We start from the raw sequence: 15,606 nt of genomic DNA, 5'->3' as shown, positions 1-15,606 counted from the left end.
CGCTGCCCGCCAGCGGCGCATCGGCGCTGGGCAGGTTGAATCAGGGAGCGGTGGGGGTGGCGGCGCGGGACGCGCCGTCACACGATCAAGCGGGTTGCATCGGTCAGTTGGGTGCTTTGCCGGCCACCGAGTAGCGAACCTGCTGGTTACGGGTCTTCATGAAGTCTTCGATGCTCTGCCCGCGCATGGCGGCGTAAATGTCCAGGTTGGACACACCCAGTACGGCGCCTAGCTTCTCCAGTACAAAGAAGATCACCCCATAGTGGATCAGCCCGCGCCAGTCGCGGCGGCGCAGCAGGTCGCTTTCCTCTTCGCTCAGGCCTGCCTCGCGGTACAGCGCTTCGGGTTCGCTCAGGAAGCGCTGGCGCCACTGCGGCTCGATCATGCGATGCAAGAACTTGTTCAGGCGGTAGCCCTTGGCACTGCGCTCCAGGGTGTAGGGGTAGGTGCCCTCAAGCTGTTCAGCCCCTGCCAGCTGATGCTGCATGTGCTGGCGGTGACGTTCGTTGACCGGCGCCGGCAGTGCCTGGTCACGGTTTTCCAGCAGCAGGGTGGCGATGCCGGTCATCGACGGCAGGTAGTAGCTTTGGTGCTTGCGCTCAACGTTGGCAGACAACGCGCCACGCATGATCAGCCAGGTAATCACCTCGGCACCTTCCATGCCGCTGAGCGTGGCGTACTCGGCCAGTGTCATCTCGGTAAGGCGCTGCGGGTCGTTCACCAGCAGGTCAAGGAACTGCGCGTCCCACTCTGGGTTGTTGAAGCCGCAACGCTCGCCATGCACCTGGTGTGACACCCCGCCGGTGGCGACGATCGCCACCTTGAGGTCTTCGGGGTAGCTCTCGATGGCGCGGCGCAATGCCTGGCCCAGTTTGTAGCAGCGCCGCGCCGTGGGGATCGGCAGCTGCAGTACGCCGACCTGCAGCGGCACGATCTGTACGGGCCAGCTTTCATCGCAGGGCAGCAGCGCCGACATGGGCGAGAAGAAGCCGTGGTCCAGCGGCTTGTCGCGGAAAAAGCTCATGTCGAACTCATCGGCCATCAGGCTCTGGCCGATGTGCCGCGACAGCGCTGCGTGGCCGCCCACTGGCGGCAGGTCCCGCGGGTTGCCCCCTTCATCGGCCACGCCATATTGCTCGTCTACGCCCAGGGTGAAGGCGCTGTAATGGTCAAAGAAGAACGAGGTGATGTGGTCGTTGAAGATATAGAACAGTACGTCCGGCTGGCGCTGCTGCAGCCACGTGCGGATCGGCTCGAAGCTTTCGAAGATCGGCGCCCAGGCGGCTTCTTCCTGTTTGTCGTGGTCGACTGCGAAGCCGATGGTTGGGGTGTGGGAGACGGCCAGGCCACCAATGATACGAGCCATGCGAAAGTCCTCTGTACAGGTTACGGCGCGGTTACTGCGGGGGTCGCGCGCAGCCGGGCGTGGCCGTTGGCCAGGATCGCCAGGGCAGCGGCGAATGCCGGCAGGCCGAGGAGGGTGAACAGCAGCGGCAGGCCCAGCCCCAGGCTGAGCACGGCACCACCGATGAGGGAGCCGAAAATGGCCCCGAAGCGCCCGATACCGAGCATCCAGCTTACGCCTGTGGCGCGGAACTCGGTCGGGTAATAGCCAGGGGCGAAGGCGTTCAGGCCGGTCTGCGCACCGCTCATGCAGAACCCGGCAGCCGCCACGCCCACCACCAGCAGGCTCGACTCCAGGCTCAGGGCGCCCAGTGAGACGATGCACAGGCCGCCGAGGGCGTAGGCGATGGCGATGACCCGGTTAGGGTTGCGTCGGTCCATGATCCAGCCGACCACGATTGCGCCCACTGCGCCGCCGATCTGGAACAGGCCGGTAATGGTGGCGGCGCGCTCGATGGACAGCCCGCCATCACGCAGCAGGGTCGGCAACCAGCCCATGGTCAGGTAGATCACCAGCAGGCCCATGAAATAGGTCAGCCACAGGGCCAGGGTGCCAAACCGGTAGCGCTCGCTGAACAGCTGCCGGGCCGGTGCCTTGTGCTGCGTGGTTGGCTCACTGACGGTAAAGCGGGTGCCGGCAGCGAAGCGGCCGCCAAGCTTGGCCAAGGCTGCCGCAATCTGGCTGGCCGGTGCCTGGCGTGCGGCGAGGAAGCGAGCGGACTCTGGCAGCAGCCACCACAGCAAGGGCAGCAAGGCCAGTGGCAGCAGGCCGCCGGCCAGCAGTACCGATTGCCAGCCGTGATGAGGGATCAGCCAGGCGGACAGGAAGCCGCCCAGGCCCGAGCCCATGTTGAAGCCGGTGAACATGATGGTGATCATCAGCGAGCGGTTGCGTGTGGGCAGGTACTCGGCAAGCAGGGTGGTGCAGTTGGGCATGGCCGCACCCAGGGCAATGCCGGTCAGCAGCCGTAACACAGCCAGCTCATAGGGGTTGCGGGCGAAGGCGCAGGCCAGGCTCAGCAGGCTGAAACCGCTGACCGCGATCAGCAGCACTTTCTTGCGGCCCAACCGGTCGGCGTACGGGCCGGCGGTCAGTGCGCCGATGGCAAGGCCGACCATGCCGGCACTCATCACCGGGCCAAAGGCGGCGCGCGACAGGCCCCAGTCCTGCATCAGCGAAGGCGCGATGAAACCCATGACGGCGACATCGAAGCCATCGAACAGCACGATCAGGAAGCACAGCACCAGGATCAGCCACTGGTAGGCAGCAATGGGGCGGTTATCGATCCAGTCTTTGACATCGATGGGGGCATCGACAGGAGGCTTAAGCATGCGTGGTCACCTTTGTTCTTGTATTGGTGTGAGTTGCGCCGGGTTCCGGTAAGGCTTCGAACGCGTAATGGCCCAGCAGCAACCACCCCGCCGGACGACGGCGTGAGGCGGACTGTAATCCCATGGTCCAGGGCAGCGCCTGCGGGATTTCTTTAATGAGATATCCAATTTTTTTATCGCATACTTCGCGGCGCTAATGTCGCGTCAAGCTGTGCCGCTCGGCAGCAAGCTGTTGGCCTGTAAAAGACCTCATGCGCTGCTCCCGTTGTCAGGCTTCCTGGTGATGATGACGCTTATGGTGATTTGTTTCTGAATGTGTGATCTCTCCCGCTCAGTCTTCGTCAAGAAGATTGCCCCTCGCCGTCGTCTGGGGATTGATACAGGGCCTTCCATGCAAACGCTGTTGAACGAGATTCTCGAAGAAGTACGTCCCTTGATCGGCAAGGGCAAAGTCGCTGACTACATTCCCGCGCTGGCTGACGTGCCGGCGAACCAGCTGGGCATCGCTGTCTATGGCAACGATGGCAGTTACCACTGCGCAGGCGACGCGCGGGTGCCGTTCTCGGTGCAGAGCATTTCCAAGGTGTTCAGCCTGGTTCAGGCCATTGGCCATTCGGGTGAAGCCATTTGGGAGCGGCTGGGTCATGAGCCTTCGGGGCAGCCGTTCAACTCGTTGGTACAGCTGGAGTTCGAGCGCGGGCGGCCGCGTAACCCGTTCATCAATGCGGGGGCATTGGTGATCTGCGATATCAATCAGTCGCGCTTCGCTGCCCCCACGTTGTCGATGCGCGATTTTGTCCGACGGCTTTCAGGCAACCCCCACATCTCGATCAATACCCGGGTCGCTGATTCGGAATATCAGTTTCGCGCGCGCAACGCTGCCATGGCGTACCTGATGCAGTCATTTGGCAACTTCCATAACGAGGTCGAGACGGTGCTGCGCAGTTACTTCAGTTACTGCGCACTGCAAATGAACTGCCTGGACCTGGCGCGGGCATTCTGCTTCCTGGCCAATGATGGGTTCTGCAAGCACAGCGGTGAGCAGATCCTGACGCGTCGCCAGACCCAACAAGTGAACTCGATCATGGCCACCAGCGGGCTGTATGACGAGGCGGGGAATTTCGCCTTCAGGGTGGGTTTGCCTGGCAAGAGTGGCGTGGGTGGCGGGATCGTGGCGATCGTACCGGGGCAATTTACCGTATGCGTGTGGTCGCCAGAGCTGAATGCGGCGGGCAACTCCCTGGCCGGGATGGCGGCGCTTGAGCTGCTCAGTTCGCGGATCGGATGGTCGGTGTTCTGATCTGCGAACTCAGGGGCCATCAGGCGTCGCCTTGGCGGGTCAGAACGCGTACACCAACGTGGCCGTGGCGCTGCGTGGGCTGCCATACCAGCCGCGCGCGCCAATCGCCGTGTAGTAGGTTTTGTCCAACACGTTGTTGAGGTTCAGTGAAACGCTGGTCTGCGGCGTGAAGGCATACTGAGCCATCAGGTCGACCACGCTGTAGGGGTCCTGGGTGAACGTTTCGTTGTTGGGCCCGGCGCTCTTGTAATACTCGGTACCCTGCCAGCGCACACCACCCCCGACCTTCAACTGTGGCAGGGTCGGCAGGCGGTAGCTGGTGAACAGTTTCAAGGTGTCTCGCGGTATTTCAGTGTTCAGGCGGTCGCCATCCGAATCCTTGCTCACCGCATAGGTGTAGCTGGCCGAGACCTGCCAATCAGGCAAAATCTCGCCCGCCATTTCCATCTCGAAACCACGTGTCTTGGTACCCGACTCGGCACGGTAGGCCTGGTTGCCGTCTGGCGCCAGGTTGCTTCCGTCGGCTACCGCCAGGTTGTCCTGGTGCACCTCGAATACGCTGAAAGCGGTGGTCAGGCGCTGGTCCCAGAACTCACTCTTCAGACCGAGCTCGTAGTTAACGCCTTCCAACGGGTCCAGGTAGGTCCCGTTGATATCCTTGTTGCTCTGCGGTTTGAAAATGGTGGTGTAACTGGCATAGGCCGACCAGTGCTCGTTGAGGTCATACACCAGGCCAAGGTAGGGCGTGACGACCCCGGTTTCGCTACGTGAGGTGCGGCTTGTCGCGCCGGACGACAGGGTGGTAGAGGTTTCGTCGCGTTTCCAGTCGATCAGCCGCGCCCCGGTAATCAGCGACAGGTCATCGGCCAGGCTCCAGCGTACCGAAGCCACCAGGCCGTCCTGGGTTTCATCCAGCGCGTCTTCCGAGGACTTGGCATGGATGGCGTCCGGTATCGCCAGCGAACCGTCCCAGGTGTAAATGTTGTCGATGGTCTGGATCGTCCACAGTGGGTAACCGTCGTTGCGGTAGTAGGCGCGGTAGTGACTGGCCCCGAGATAGGCCTGGTGCTCGCGGGACAACAGCGCGAACGGGCCCGACGCCGACAGGTCGAACGAGGTCTGCCGGGGCTCGCCGGCCCAACGCCCCGTCCAGGTGCTGATGCCACTGCCATCGGGCTTGACGGTGCCGCTGGCCGCGGTGGCAAAGGCGTCGTCATAGCTGCGACGGCTGTGTTCGGCATTCAGTTTCAATTGCCAGCCGTTGTCCAGTTGATGCTCCAGCGTAGTGAATACCGTCTTGGTGCGACGCTTGTGATAGCTCCAGTCCGAAGCCGAGTTGAACGCACGGGAGGGGCTGAAGTGACTGCCATCTGAATTGAACATCGGGAAGCCGTGGTTGCCTGCCCCGTCGTTGTCCATCTCCTGATATTCCGCACCTGCTGTCAGCATCGTGCTGTCGGTGATGTCCCACTCCAGCACTCCATAGGCCACCTGCCGTTCCAGCGACTGGCGGTCGACGTAGCTCTGGCTGTCGGTATTGGAGGCGACAAAGCGCCCGCGAACATTGCCGCTTTGCGTCAACTTGCCAGAAACGTCCAGCTCGGTGCGGTAGTTGTCCCACGAGCCCGCTTTCAAGGTCAGCTTGCGTTGTGTTTCCAGGGTCGGCTTCTTGCGGATCAGGTTGACGGTGGCGCCCGGGTCGCCAGTGCCGGACATCAGGCCCGTGGCACCGCGCACTACCTCTACCCGGTCATACGACACCATGTCGGAGAGGTCGTCCCTGAAACCAAAGGTATCGGGGCGGTTGATGCCGTCCACCTGGATGCTGCCGACCTCGAAGCCGCGCACGTAGATATGGTTGGCGTCGCTTCCGGCGGGCCCCATGCTGTCAACGACCACGCCCGGTGTCTGTTCAAGCACCTGGGCAACATCGTTCAGGTTCTGGTCTTCAATCTGCTGGCGGGTGACCACGCTGACCGATTGGGGGGTCTCGCGTGCCGACAGCCGCAGCCCGGTTGCGGTATTGACCGAGCCGGTGGTGTAGCTGCCGGTGCCTTCGGTGGTGGCACCCAGGGCCATGCTGGAGACGGTGGTTGCCGCAAGCTCCATGGCGCCATCCTGTTCAGCGCTAACCAGCATGAAGCGCTTGTCGCCCGCTGCCTGCACCTGCAAGCCACTGCCTTGCAGCAGTTCTGCCAACGCCTGATGCAGCGCGTAATTGCCGTGCAGCCCTTTGCTGTGTAAGCCAGCGACTTCTTCTTGGCTGAAACTGATGACTGCACCGCTGGCGTCGGCAAACTGGTCGAGTGCGTGAGCCAATGACCCTGCCGGGATGCTGTAACCCACAGGCTCGGCCCAGGCATGTGCAGTGCCCAGCAGCGAGCCCGCGAAGCTGACCGCTAGCGCGGTTTGGCGAATACGGGTGGCGGGGGAGGAAAAGCGAGCGGACATCCATTGACTCCTTGCTGATCGAATACAAGTGCTCCCAGTAACAAACGTGTTGTTGACGGAAATACTTAGTAGCAAGGTGCAGATAGGGCTGAGGATCTACTTTGGCAGTAACATCCTCATCGCAGCACAAGGCTGCTCCTGCCAGTGCTGTACAGGCTTTGAAACCGACATGCAGGCTCTCGGTACTTGCCCAGGCAGTGTCCGGACGGCGCCCGTGAACCCGCGCATTCACCGGAAATGGAACCTACCGAAGATGACCCGCGAAGCGTTTGCCCCTTATCAGTCTCTTGCCACTGACTTGCTGAAGTATCTGCCGCCCGACCAGAGTGATGGCTCCCACGACTTGGCCCATATTCATCGCGTGTGGGTCAATGCGCACCGGATCCAGCGGGTAGAAGGTGGCGACCTTGAAATCTTGCTTGCGGCGACGGTGCTGCACGACTGTGTGGCGGTGGAAAAGCATTCGCCGTTACGTGGGCAGGCCTCGACGTTATCGGCGAACAAGGCTGCATCAGTCCTTGCTGAGATGGGCTGGCCGAGTGGGCGTGTTGAGCAGGTAGTGCATGCGATCAAAACACACAGTTACTCGGCAGGACTCGAACCGCTGACACGTGAGGCCTGCATCCTTCAGGACAGTGACCGGCTTGACGCCATAGGCGCGGTGGGTATTGCCCGGTGTTTTTACGTCGCCGGGCGAATGGGGTCGGCGCTCTATGACGTCGAGAATCCTTTCGCGCAGCAGAGGGCGTACCAGGACGGGGCGTATGCCATCGAGCACTTCCAGACCAAACTGCTCAAGCTCGCTTCGGGCTTTAAGACCCAAGAAGGGGCTCGCCTTGCTGCCGAGCGTCATACCCGGCTTGAAACCTTTCTTACCCAGTTCATGGACGAGATTACCGGGGCCGGTTAGTCATGCCGGGCTTGTGCCGTCCTTGAATTCAGTCAGCCCAGCGCCACAGCGGCTCATCCAGCAACCCAACCCCCCGCAGCTGGGTTTGCCCTTGTATTTTTTCCAGCTCTAGCACATTGCACCCGTCACAGGCTGCCAGCGCGTTGATTAATGGCGCACTGTGCGATACCACCCAAACCTGGCTACGGCGTGATGCACGAATGATCAGCCGCGCCAAGGCCGGGAGCAGGTCCGCGTGCAGACTGGTTTCCGGTTCGTTCAAGACCATCAGCGATGGCGGCCGTGGTGTGAGCAGGGCGGCCATCAGCAGAAGATAACGCAGGGTGCCGTCCGACAATTCAGCACCCTCGAGCGGGCGCAAAAGACCGTGCTGGTGCAGCCGTACACTGAACAGCCCGCCAGGTGGCGCATTGACCTCCAGACGGCTGCCGGGAAACGCGTCATTCAGCGCTTCCACCAGATCCTCCACATCGCCAATTTCGATAATGGTCTGCAACGCTGAGGCAAGGTTGCGCCCGTCGTGATGCAGTACCGGCGAGCGAGTGCCCAGTTGGGGTTGACGGCAAGGCGCATCACGGTCAATCCGGAAGTGATCGTAAAACCGCCAGCTGTTGATGAACGCGCGCAGGTCACCGATTTCCGGTGCCTGGCGTGGCCGGCCGACGATGTTGAAAAAGCTCTCGCCGCTGTCAGCATGCTGATCGAGCACTGCCCAGCGGTTGCCCTCGCGGGCCCGCACCAGGGCATTCTTGCGCTCGACCAGCAAGGAAGAGGGCCGATAGGCGCCAGCGCCCCAGATGGCCTCGCACTTTATTTCAGGGTCGAGCATGAACGCGCTCGGATACGGCAGGGGAATTGGCAGGCCGAGGGTGATGGCAAAACCGAGGTCCTCGGTGGCAAAGCCCAGGCGCAGGCGCCTGGCTTCGCTCGGATGCTGGCCTTGGATGGGCACTTCGCCGCGTCGCATTCGTGCGCTGGTTTCTGGGCCGGCCCACCAGGTCGAATCCAGCCCGCCTTCACGGGCGAGGGCTTCGACCACACCGCCCTGTGCGGTTTCGGCCAGCAGGCGCAGCGCCTTGTACAGGTTGGATTTGCCGCTGCCGTTGGCACCGGTCACCAGGTTGAGTTGGCTCAGCGGCAGCACCAGGTGGTTGATCGAGCGGTAGTTGCCGATGGCGAGGGTAGTGAGCATGCAGTGCTTCCCAGCGTGGACCAGGCGACCGATTGTGGCCGAAGCGTGCCTGCCTTGTCAGCCACCCCTGCTGAGGCTGTTGCAAGTGAAGCAGGCGTGCGCACCGTCTATAGTGTGGGGCAACCTCTCGCGCAAAGGATGCTCACATGGCCAGATCAACAATCATGACAGCCATTGTCACCTCATTGGCGGTGGCCTTGGCCTCTGGCCCGGTGCTCGCCGACCCGGGTAATGGCAAAGGCCAGGGCCAAGGTCAGGGGCACGGCAAGGGTCAGGCGCCGCACGCCCAGGGTCAGGGCCAGGGCCAGGGCAATTCGGGCGGCCACAAGCAGAGCGCCGGCGGCAATGACTGGCACGGCGGCCCGTCCATCGACCGTGGCGATGTACTGGGCATCCTCGGTGGCCACCGCAACTACTGGAGTCCGGGTCCGGCGTTGCCTCCAGGCATTCAGAAGAACCTGGCCCGCGGCAAGCCCCTGCCACCTGGTATCGCCAAGAAACTGGATGGCCGTCTGTTGGGGCAGCTGCCTCACTACGACGGGTATGAGTGGATGCAAGCGGGCGCAGACCTGATTCTGGTCGCCGTGGCGACCGGGATCATCTATGAGGTGTTGAACGGGGCGTTCGACTAAGGCCGCAGGTGCGAGCAGTCCGCTCGGTCCCTGCAGGCGCTGGCGTGCCTGCGATGGGCTGCGCAGCAGCCCAACGGCCTATCAACGCCGCCGCAACACCGCGGCCAGCCCAAGGGTCAGCACCACAGCGCACAGCATGGCCAGCCCGATGGTCACGCCAACGCCCCACGTTTCCAGCAGCCCCGCCAATACCAGATAGAACGCAATCACCCCCACCGCGCCGATCGCATTCCCTCGCACCATCGCCGCCATCCCGGCTCGCCCGCCCTGCACATGGGCGAACACCACCAGTGGCCAGGCAATCACCGGAATCGGCGCCAGCATCCCGCTGGTCGCCGGGCCCAGCCAACTGGCCAGGCTGGTGGTGATCATCAGCAGGGAAGTGGCAGATACCATGCGCAACGGGATTTCCCAGTGCCGGTGCCGGGGGCGGGCCAAGGTATCAGGTTTGGGCTCGCGGCCGCTGGCGCGGATCAGCACGCCGATCAGCACCAACGCCACTGCAATCGACAGGTACAGGCTGCCCCAGTGGGTAAAGGCATAGGCGGCCAGGCCATAGAACAGCAACGCCAGCAGTACGGCCACGGCGATGCCGAGTGTGCGCGTGGCCAGCAGGTAGACGGTGTAGGTGGCCTGCACCGCCGCCAGGCCGCCCAGTGCGCCGGGCAATGCGCCCAGGGCGAAGGCCGTGCCCTGTTCCAGGCACAGGAAGGTCATCACCAGCGCCGAGGTGATCGGCAGGCCGGACAGCAATCCGCCTAGCAGGCCGCCCCAGCGCCGGGAGGCGAGGGAGATGGCCCACATCAGCAGGGGTGTGATGGTGAGTTTCAGGTAAAACAGGGTCATTGCGGGTGCATCCAGGCTTGATGAAGGTGCGCCCGCCTTCGACATTGGGTAGGGCGCGGAGGAATCAGCCGCGGCTGGCCTCCAAGGCCTGGGCCAGGTCGGCGATGATGTCGTCACTGTGTTCGATGCCGATCGACAGGCGCACCATGTCCCGCGGCACGCCGGCCTTCTCCAGTTCCTCGTCGTTGAGCTGACGGTGAGTAGTGGAAGCGGGGTGGCAGGCCAGTGACTTGGCGTCGCCGATGTTCACCAGGCGTACCACCAACTGCAATGCGTCGATGAAGCGCGCGCCAGCCGCCTGGCCGCCCTTGATACCGAACGACAGGATCGACGCCGGCTTGCCGCCGGTGTAGCGCTGGGCCAGTTCATGTTCGGGGTGGTCGGGCAGCCCGGCGAACTTCACCCAGGCCACTTGCTCGTGGGCTTGCAGGTAATGGGCGACCTTTAGCGCGTTCTCGGTATGGCGCTCCATACGCAGGGCCAGGGTTTCCAGGCCCTGCAGGATCAGGAAGGCGTTGAATGGCGACAGCGCGGCGCCGGTGTTGCGCAAGGGCACCACACGGCAGCGGCCGATGAAGGCGGCAGGCCCGAAAGCTTCGGTGTAGGTGACGCCGTGGTAGGACGGGTCGGGGGTGTTGAGCAGGGCGAAGCGTTCCTTGTTTTCGGCCCAGGGGAATTTGCCGGAGTCGATGACGATGCCGCCGATGCTGGTGCCGTGACCGCCGATGTACTTGGTCAGCGAGTGCACGACGATATCGGCGCCGTGCTCGAACGGCCGGCACAGCACCGGGGTGGCCACGGTATTGTCGACGATCAGCGGCACCCCGTGGCGGTGGGCGGCCTCGGCCAGCGCAGCGATATCAACGATATTGCCGGCGGGATTGCCGATGGACTCGCAGAATACCGCTTTGGTACGCGCATCGATCAGCGCTTCGAGGGCGGCGATATCGTCATGGGCCGCGAAGCGGGTGTGGATACCCATGCGTGGCAGGGTGTGCGCCAGCAGGTTGTAGGTGCCGCCGTACAGCTTGGCCACCGAGACGATATTGTCGCCGGCTTCGGCGACGGTCTGGATGGCGTAGGTGATAGCCGCCATGCCCGAGGCTACGGCCAGCGCGCCAACCCCGCCTTCCAGGGCGGCCATGCGCTGCTCGAGCACGTCGTTGGTGGGGTTCATGATGCGTGAGTAGATGTTGCCGGCAACCTTCAGGTCAAACAGGTCGGCGCCGTGCTGGGTGTCGTCGAAGGCGAAGGAGGTGGTCTGGTAGATCGGTACGGCCACCGCCTTGGTGGTCGGGTCGGGGCTGAAGCCCGCATGGATGGCAAGCGTTTCCAGCTTCATGCAATCGTTCCTTGAGCGTGGGTGGAAGCGTTCGAGCATGCGGCGGCGAGTGGGCATGGGTCAAGGAGGATCATTCTGGCGGTCCCTGCGTGGCGTTTGCGGCCACTGGGTCGACAGTAAAGATATGCAAAGTTTCCCTGTGCCATCACACCGCAGCTCTAGAATCCTGCCGCTGCCCTATCAGCTAAGGCAGGCAGCAGATCTAGCCTTGTGGAGCGTTTCAATGAAGTCGAAAAACCTTTTGCGCGCAGCCTTGGTGGCGGCGCTGGTATCCGCCTTGTCGGGTTGCTGGATGTTCATGCCGCCGGGAGGTGGCGGTGGTCATGGTGGGGGTGGCCACGGCGGTGGTTTTGGTGGCCATCAGGGTGGCGGCCCGCGCTAAGCTGACCCCGCGATGGACCGCGCCCTCTCGGCCGGGTTGCAAGCGCGTACCCGGCACGGGCGCATGCACCTTGGTCGCCCGAACCGCGCGTGGCACAGCGCCGGTGTTTGCGCCTTAGGGCATGCAGGATGATGCGCTGATCGGCAGTTGATCCTGCTTCACGTCGGGTTCCTGAGGCGAGTGCACTCTGTTCGCCACCCCAAACGGTACATGCACCATCGGCAGGTTTCCCGCTGGCGATTGCAGGTGCGTGCGCTGGTCGTCGAAAAACACATGCGGCTTCAATATCGACAACACCCTGGGTTTATCCATACCGCCTAGAAAAAAGCACTCATCCGGGGATACGCCCCAATCCTTCAAGGTCGTCACTACTCGCTCATGCGAAGGCGCGTTGCGCGCCGTGACGATGGCAATGCGCAGAATCCGCTGGTACGTCGGGTCCTCGGCCAGCTTGCGGTCCTCCAGCATGCGTATCCGCGAAAGCTTGCGGTAAAGGTCTGCCAGTGGCCCCGGCGAATGCGGGGTGCCCTTGTGCATGCGCTCGTGTTCCTGAAAGTCGTCCAGGTTGTCGTTGCGCTTGTAAACACTCTCTGCCTCGTCGTCGGCAATCACGCCATCGAAGTCGAAGGCCACCCGCAGCTCAGTATCGATTTCATCATCGTAGATGCGCGTAGGCAGTACACGCCCGGCAGGGTAGTTGGCGTCGATGGCCTTTTGCACATCTTCCTCGTTGGCGCTGAGGAACAACGAGGCATTGAACGCCGGGATGTATTCGTAGGGCGAGCGGCCCGACATGAATGCCGCGCGGGTGATGTCCAACTGATAGTGGCTGATGGAGCGGAACACCCGCAGGCCGGTTTCCGGCGAGTTGCGCGAGAGCAGCACCACTTCCACCGGCAACTGATCGGGGAACGCCTTGTTGATGCTCAGGAAGCGGCGAATGAACGGGAGCGCCACCCCCCTGGGGAACGGCTCGTCCAGGTTTTGCTCCTGGTGTTGGCGGTAAGCCTCGACACCTTGTGTCTGGTAGATGTCATCGGAGACGGAGAGGTCGAACAGCGCACTCGAGGCAACGCCGATGACCAGTTTTTCTTCAATGGGGTAGGGCATGAAGCGGCTCCTGCGAGTGGCATGAAGGCAAGTGTACGCGCACGTTCTGACGAAAGCCGTCAATTGCGCGACTGATCAGTGGATCCGGTAATGTCATTTTGATAGCTTCTCGCCCCTTACCGCAGTATCCGGATAGTGATTGATGAACCAGCTACATGAACACGGCACCCTGACTCCGCTTGCCGAGGCGAATGGGAACACGATGCACGAGCCCCAGCATGAGGCAGACGCGTCGGCCCAGCAGGCCCCCGGGCATGACGCACTGCAGGCCAGTATCGAGGCGCTGAACAAAAAGCTCGTGGCAACTACCCTGGCCCGTGTGCAGAAGGAAGGGGCGATTCGCAAGCACCTTGAGCAGTGCCAGCAGCAACTGGCCGCCAGCAATCAGGCTCGGGAGGGGCTGTCCATCACGGTGACAACGGCGCTGAAGAAGCTCGCGCTGGCAGCGAGCACCCAGGCAGACCGTGTGGACAGTGTGGAGACGCGCTTGACCGGCCTGGCTGAGCGCCAATGTCAATGCGTGGCGCAGTCAGCAGCCGGTTGGCCCGCGTATCTGGAACGTCATGGAGTGTCGTTGGTCGCCTTGGCCGTGGCTGTGTTTACGCTGGGGCTGCACCTGCTTGGGTAGTGCAACCTCAAGGCCGCACTGGGTTCAAGCGTTGAAGTGCCAAAGCTTGCGGGTTGGCGACGTTCTTCGGCACCCCGTCGAAAAACGCCAGCACATTGTCGAAGGCGTCACCGAAGTACAGCTCGTAGCCGTTCTTCTCCACATACCCCAGGTGGGGCGTACTGAGTACACGTGGGTGGCGCAGCAGTGGATGGGCCGGGTCGAGTAACGGCTCTTCCTCATAAACATCCACCGCCGCGTAGCCCGGCCGCCCGGCATCCAATGCCTGCAGTAATGCGCCTGGTGCAATCAGTTCCGCGCGGCTGACGTTCACCAGCAAGGCGTCGGGCTTCATGTGGGACAGGTCGTCGAAGGTCACCCCATGGCGTGTCTGATCCGAAAGGCGCAGGTTCAGGCTGACAATATCCGCCTCGGCAAAAAACGCCTCACGCGAGGCGGCAGCAGCGTGGCCATCGGCTTTGGCTGCGGCGCGGCTGTTGTCGCTGCCCCACACCAGCACGGGCATGTCGAAGGCCTGCGCATAACGCGCCAGGCGCTGGCCGATCTTGCCATAGCCCCAGATGCCCAGCGTCTGCCCGGCCAGCGCCTGGCCCAGGTTGACCTGCCATTGGCCTTGGCGGAAGGCATCAATGGCCGGCACCAGTTGCCGGCGGGCATTGAGGATCAGCGCCCAGGCCAGTTCGGCAGGCGCTACCGGCGATCCGCGCCCCTCGGTCACGGCAATGCCGCGCGCGGTGCAGGCAGCCAGGTCGAGGTGGCTGGACACCTTGCCGGTCTGGCTGATCAGCTTGAGGTTGGGCAGGCGGTCGAGCAAGGCGGCGTCGATGCGTGTGCGTTCGCGGGTGAGTACCAGGGCGTCGGCATCGGCAAAACGTGCTGCAAGTTGCTCCAGCGTGGCAGGCGGGTGCTCATGAAGGACGCTGACATGATGCCCGCTCAGCTTGCCGAAGCAATCGAGCGTACGGATTACATCTTGGTAGTCGTCGGGAATGACAATGCGCATGGTGGTCTGGCCCGGGCGGTACAGGGAAGCGTCGAAGATAACCTAACGGGGGGTATCGGTGTCAGATCAGGCTGCAGTCGCTGCACATCAGCACCGGCTCTGCCGCCCAGTGATGCAACCGCCATGCATTGGCGGCCCTGTCGCGACACGAGGCCGGCTCTACTGGCCACCAGATAGCTGCTCCACCAGAAAATCCACTAACACCCGCACCCGCGCCGGCATCGCCGGGCCGCCGACGAACACCGCATGAATCGGTTCCCGATCACCCGGGTTGTAAGCCTCCAGCAACGGCACCAGTTGCCCGTTGGCCAGGTCATCGGCCACGGTAAAGGTGCCGATACGCGCCACGCCGGCGCCCAGCCTGGCCAACTGCGCCAGCGCCTCGCCGCTGCTGCATTCGATATTCCCTTTCACCTTCAGTGAGAACGTATGCCCGTCGCGGTTAAACGGCCAGTCGGGCATCGCGCGGCGGAAGTTGAAGCGCAGGCAGTTGTGCCGGGCCAGGTCTTCAGGTTCAAGCGGGGTACCGTAGCGTTGCAGGTATTCTGGCGAGGCCACCACTACCTGGCCGGTCTCGCCGATGGCGCGAGCGCTCAACGAGCTGTCCGGCAGGTGACCGAAGCGCAGCGCCACGTCGGCCTGGCCGCCGAGAATGTCGGCCACCTCGTCGCTGAGGGTCAGGTCAACCAGCACTTGCGGGTAGCGTGCGCTGAAGGCCGCCAGCAGCGGCACTACGGTCAACCGGGCATGGCCCAGCGCAGCGCTGACCCGCAAGCGCCCGCGTGGCACACCTTGGTCAGTGATGGCTTCTTCCACTTCGAGCATGTCCGCCAGCACCTGCCGTGCGCCGCGCAGGTAGGCCTCTCCCTCGGGGGTGAGGGTGAGCGCCCGGGTCGTGCGTAGCAGCAGGCGGGTACCCAGGCGCTGTTCGGTGCGGGCGAGAATGCGGCTGACCGCCGAGGGCGTCAGGCCTAGCGCTCGGGCGGCAGACGCTGGGGCTGGTGCTGCTGTTTGCCTGGCGTGGGCGAGGGGGCTAGCCGGGCGGCAGGTTGCGCTGTAACAGGCCGGAACCTT

The 15,606-nt window shown here is 63.2% G+C and carries 13 protein-coding genes and 1 pseudogene; 5 read left to right on the top strand and 9 right to left on the bottom strand.

All coding sequences use genetic code 11. The annotated features are described in order from the left end of the window. Window positions 1-103: 103 nt before the first annotated feature. On the bottom strand, window positions 104-1,366 hold the full coding sequence (locus tag ACZ889_RS21450) for a gallate dioxygenase (RefSeq protein WP_476257793.1): 1,263 nt from the start codon (window positions 1,364-1,366) through the stop codon (window positions 104-106). A 20-nt stretch (window positions 1,367-1,386) separates the two neighbouring features. Further along, window positions 1,387-2,736: an MFS transporter gene (locus ACZ889_RS21445; protein ID WP_442757906.1), complete on the bottom strand. Its 1,350-nt coding sequence runs from the start codon at window positions 2,734-2,736 to the stop codon at window positions 1,387-1,389. A 391-nt stretch (window positions 2,737-3,127) separates the two neighbouring features. Here ACZ889_RS21445 and glsB point away from each other — a divergent pair, with 391 nt between their 5' ends. Further along, the gene (glsB, locus tag ACZ889_RS21440; RefSeq protein ID WP_004575383.1) at window positions 3,128-4,036 is read left to right on the top strand and encodes a glutaminase B; all 909 of its coding nucleotides are present in this window, start codon (window positions 3,128-3,130) and stop codon (window positions 4,034-4,036) included. Between the two features lie 39 nt (window positions 4,037-4,075). Here glsB and ACZ889_RS21435 read toward each other — a convergent pair whose 3' ends face one another. After that, the gene (locus ACZ889_RS21435; protein WP_476257792.1) at window positions 4,076-6,487 is read right to left on the bottom strand and encodes a TonB-dependent siderophore receptor; all 2,412 of its coding nucleotides are present in this window, start codon (window positions 6,485-6,487) and stop codon (window positions 4,076-4,078) included. A 253-nt stretch (window positions 6,488-6,740) separates the two neighbouring features. On the opposite strand from ACZ889_RS21435, the gene ACZ889_RS21430 reads away from it, so the two are divergent. After that, the gene (locus ACZ889_RS21430) at window positions 6,741-7,397 is read left to right on the top strand and encodes an HD domain-containing protein (RefSeq protein WP_476258030.1); all 657 of its coding nucleotides are present in this window, start codon (window positions 6,741-6,743) and stop codon (window positions 7,395-7,397) included. Between the two features lie 28 nt (window positions 7,398-7,425). Here ACZ889_RS21430 and ACZ889_RS21425 read toward each other — a convergent pair whose 3' ends face one another. Continuing rightward, a complete protein-coding gene (locus ACZ889_RS21425; RefSeq protein ID WP_004575386.1) occupies window positions 7,426-8,589 on the bottom strand; it encodes an AAA family ATPase in 1,164 nt (387 codons plus the stop codon). Between the two features lie 146 nt (window positions 8,590-8,735). On the opposite strand from ACZ889_RS21425, the gene ACZ889_RS21420 reads away from it, so the two are divergent. Next, entirely contained in the window at window positions 8,736-9,221 is a 486-nt protein-coding gene (locus tag ACZ889_RS21420) for an anti-virulence regulator CigR family protein (RefSeq protein WP_004575387.1), read from the top strand. Between the two features lie 81 nt (window positions 9,222-9,302). On the opposite strand, the gene ACZ889_RS21415 is transcribed toward ACZ889_RS21420, so the two are convergent. After that, window positions 9,303-10,067, bottom strand: coding sequence for a hypothetical protein (locus ACZ889_RS21415; protein ID WP_003250736.1), 765 nt, complete (start codon window positions 10,065-10,067; stop codon window positions 9,303-9,305). A 64-nt stretch (window positions 10,068-10,131) separates the two neighbouring features. After that, window positions 10,132-11,409, bottom strand: a complete 1,278-nt coding sequence (locus ACZ889_RS21410; RefSeq protein ID WP_004575388.1) for a bifunctional O-acetylhomoserine aminocarboxypropyltransferase/cysteine synthase — start codon at window positions 11,407-11,409, stop codon at window positions 10,132-10,134. 223 nt (window positions 11,410-11,632) lie between these two features. Between ACZ889_RS21410 and ACZ889_RS21405 the strand changes: the two genes are divergently transcribed. Next, on the top strand, window positions 11,633-11,791 hold the full coding sequence (locus tag ACZ889_RS21405) for a hypothetical protein (protein WP_004575389.1): 159 nt from the start codon (window positions 11,633-11,635) through the stop codon (window positions 11,789-11,791). A 114-nt stretch (window positions 11,792-11,905) separates the two neighbouring features. On the opposite strand, the gene ACZ889_RS21400 is transcribed toward ACZ889_RS21405, so the two are convergent. Continuing rightward, window positions 11,906-12,901: a 5'-nucleotidase gene (locus ACZ889_RS21400; protein ID WP_180689767.1), complete on the bottom strand. Its 996-nt coding sequence runs from the start codon at window positions 12,899-12,901 to the stop codon at window positions 11,906-11,908. Between the two features lie 142 nt (window positions 12,902-13,043). Here ACZ889_RS21400 and ACZ889_RS21395 point away from each other — a divergent pair, with 142 nt between their 5' ends. Continuing rightward, the gene (locus ACZ889_RS21395; protein ID WP_180689768.1) at window positions 13,044-13,529 is read left to right on the top strand and encodes a hypothetical protein; all 486 of its coding nucleotides are present in this window, start codon (window positions 13,044-13,046) and stop codon (window positions 13,527-13,529) included. Window positions 13,530-13,536: 7 nt separating this feature from the next. Here the strand turns inward: ACZ889_RS21395 and ACZ889_RS21390 are convergent, their stop codons facing one another. Both ACZ889_RS21390 and ACZ889_RS21385 read right to left on the bottom strand, forming a co-directional pair. Then, a complete protein-coding gene (locus ACZ889_RS21390) occupies window positions 13,537-14,532 on the bottom strand; it encodes a D-2-hydroxyacid dehydrogenase family protein (RefSeq protein ID WP_180689769.1) in 996 nt (331 codons plus the stop codon). A 159-nt stretch (window positions 14,533-14,691) separates the two neighbouring features. Further along, a pseudogene (locus ACZ889_RS21385) lies at window positions 14,692-15,525 on the bottom strand (LysR family transcriptional regulator); the annotation flags it as partial. Window positions 15,526-15,606 lie beyond the last annotated feature (81 nt).

Source organism: Pseudomonas sp. TE3895 (assembly GCF_056278855.1).
Note: the sequence above shows the minus strand (reverse complement) of the source record. Positions and strands in the feature narration are given on the sequence as shown.